The following is a 2,871-nucleotide window of genomic DNA, read 5'->3' as shown; positions in this document are numbered from 1 at the left end:
CGGGAAAAAGCAAATCAGCCAATTAAAGTGGGAGTAATCGGTGCCGGACAGATGGGCTTTGGCATGATCGGGCAAATTTCACGTATTCCGGGTATGAGTGTAACCGGTATCAGTGACATTAATGTGGAAGCAGCCCAAAGAGCGGCAGATTACTATAATGCACAGGCAGATCGAAAAGAATCGATTGTCGTATCCAATGATTTTCGTGAAGTAATTCAATCCCCACATGTTGAAGTCATCGTAGATGCTACAGGCGTTCCGGAAGTTGGGGCCAACATTTCGCTTGAAGCGCTGCGTTCCAAAAAACATATCGTGCTTTTAAATGTTGAAGTAGACATTACCATCGGTTCTGTGATGCATCAATTGTTTACAAACGCGGGGCTTATTTACACGGGATCAGCTGGTGATGAGCCTGCTGCAGTGGTTGAATTATATGAATTTGCAAAAACGATGGGCATGGAAGTATTAGTTGCTGGTAAAGGAAAGAATAATAAATTAAATGTCACAGCCAACCCTTCCACTGCACAGGAGGAAGCAAACCAGAAAAAAATGTCTTCTCATATGCTGGCTGCTTTCCAGGACGGCACGAAGACAATGGCTGAAATGAATCTATTGTCCAACGCGATTGGGTTTGTACCGGATGTAGTGGGCATGCATGGAATTGCCGGAGACCTTGATTCCGTCATTAAGGATTTGGACGTTAAAGAAAATGGCGGCGTATTAAACAGTTTTGGTGTCGTCGAATATGTGGATGGCCTGGCGCCTGGCGTATTTGTCATCGTAAAAGGCCAAAATGAAGCGGTAGCGCACGAACTGAATTACCTGCTGAAGAAAGGTGACAGAGAGCACCACATTTTGTACCGCCCCTATCACCTTGCCAGCTTAGAAACGCCAATCACGATTGCTAAAGCAGTACTGCAGCATGACTCTTCTATCCACCCGATCGGTACGCCGATTTCCGATACCGTTGCCGTTGCCAAAAAAGATATCCAGCCGGGCGAAACACTGGACGGAATCGGCGGTTATGCGGTTCGCGGTGTCCTGGAAACCCATCAGGATATGAAACGGAACGGCCATATTCCTATCGGCCTGATCAGCGGAAAGGTTGTGGCGAAAAAAGCGATTAAGCAGGGCCAATTCCTAACAATAGATGATGTTGAACTGGATCCAAGCACAACAGTCTGGAAACTAAGAGAGCTTCAAAATCGTTTATTCCCGGAAGATGGCCTGCAAAAAGAGCTTCTTTCGAGCATCATCACACTGTAAGAAATCATCTGCCATAGCAGATCATGCTGGACAACTGTATAACGGGCAGGGAGGGTACGCCCATGGAAACATGGCCCCCTGCTCAATCAGCATGTTAAAGGGGTAAGCATAATGACGTTTATTGAAGACCGGCGGTCTCTCGTAAAAATGGCACACATGTATTACGAAGAAGGCGCCACACAATCAGAAATTGCAAAAGAAATGGGCGTAAGCCGCTCATTGATTTCAAAATACTTAGCAAAAGCAAAAGAACAGGGCATTGTAGAAATTATCATTCATGATGATATAATCCATCCATTTCGCCAGCTGGAAATGCAGGTGGAGCGTTCGTATGGCATCCGGGAAGTGATCTGTATTCCCAGTTTTGGCGGGGAATCGTCCAAAAGCCGGCTTGGTGCCGCAGCAGCAAAATACTTGCAACGTATTATGCAGGATGGCCAGACCATTGGGGTTTCATCTGGAACAACTCTTTACGAATTTGCCAAAGCATTCACCTCAAGCCAGGAGTATCCATCTGCCGTGTTTGTTCCGTTAGTAGGCGGCATGGGAAATGAACGGGTGGATATTCATGCGAATCATATTGTGGCCACGCTGGCCCGCCAGTGCCATGCCCAGTATAAACTGCTTCATACACCTGTAATGGTTGATTCTAAAGAAGCAAAAGAAGTATTTAAACAGCAGTCTTCGATTAAAAGTGTATTTGATCTTGCGGAAAAAGCAGATATTGCCGTTGTAGGAATTGGCGGCAAGCCGCAGCACTCAACGATGGTGAAATCTTATTTGGGTGAAGAATATCAGAATCTGTTTGCGGATCAACAGGATGTGGGTGACATTTGTTATAACTTTATCAATGAAGACGGATCTGTTTCGGAAAATTCATGGAATGATCGAACCATTGCATTTGACGTAGAAAAACTGAAGGACCTTCCACTTGTGATTGGCGTAGCGAGCGGGAAAGAAAAAATAAAAGCGATTCAGGCCGCATTAAAAGGCAGATTAATTAAAGTACTGGTCACCGATGAAGAAACGGCCCAGGCACTTTTAGAGGAAAAAGATTAATTTCACCACTGGAAGGTGCAATTAATCATTGTAAAGGAGCGATCATCGAATGTGGGGTTATCTTCTTGCGGGATTCGTCATCATGTGGCTGCTTCAATTTTACCTCACAGCAAGACAAATGAAGCATTATCAGATGACGGTACGTCGGATGAGCAAACGAGAAGGAGGCTATCTCGGCGTTGGCGTTGAAAAGAAAAAACTTGGTTCCGGAACGGTTCTTGTTTTGGTAACAAATGAAGAAGGCATTGTGGAAGAATGCCGCGTGATGAATGGAGTAACAGTTTTCGCGAAATTTAAAAACCATGATAGGTTTACAGGTAAACATATTTCAAGCTTGTATGATGAAAAGTGGAAAAACCCACTTAACATGGCAATCGAAAAAATAAAGCATCAGATGAACGCGCCAACCACGATCTAGGCCTCAGCATACATGAGCAATAAAGAGGAGGAAATAAAAATGGATTTCTTAGTGAAATTCGCGGAGGGGTTTATCGGAATGTTCGAAAAAGGTGGAGAAACCTTTATGGACATGTTCACCGGCATCAT

3 protein-coding genes are annotated in these 2,871 nt (G+C 44.6%); all 3 read left to right on the top strand.

All coding sequences use genetic code 11. From position 1 onward, the window contains the following. The coding region (locus L2D08_RS23540; RefSeq protein ID WP_255822108.1) for an NAD(P)H-dependent oxidoreductase at positions 1 to 1,266 on the top strand (1,266 nt) is incomplete at its 5' end. Positions 1,267 to 1,377: 111 nt separating this feature from the next. Continuing rightward, positions 1,378 to 2,325 (top strand): sugar-binding transcriptional regulator, encoded by a 948-nt coding sequence (locus L2D08_RS23535; protein ID WP_242237973.1) that lies wholly within the window; start codon positions 1,378 to 1,380, stop codon positions 2,323 to 2,325. A gap of 49 nt (positions 2,326 to 2,374) precedes the next feature. Beyond that, a complete protein-coding gene (locus L2D08_RS23530) occupies positions 2,375 to 2,743 on the top strand; it encodes a transcriptional regulator GutM (RefSeq protein ID WP_242237971.1) in 369 nt (122 codons plus the stop codon). Positions 2,744 to 2,871 lie beyond the last annotated feature (128 nt).

The sequence above is a fragment of the Domibacillus sp. PGB-M46 genome, assembly GCF_022668875.1.
Taxonomy (GTDB): domain Bacteria; phylum Bacillota; class Bacilli; order Bacillales; family Domibacillaceae; genus Domibacillus.
This window is presented reverse-complemented; position numbering and strand designations above follow the sequence as displayed.

Coding starts and splice junctions, on each gene's coding strand:
- L2D08_RS23535 (WP_242237973.1), top strand. CDS start 1,378: ATGACGTTTATTGAAGACCGGCGGTCTCTCGTAAAAATGGCACACATG.
- L2D08_RS23530 (WP_242237971.1), top strand. CDS start 2,375: ATGTGGGGTTATCTTCTTGCGGGATTCGTCATCATGTGGCTGCTTCAA.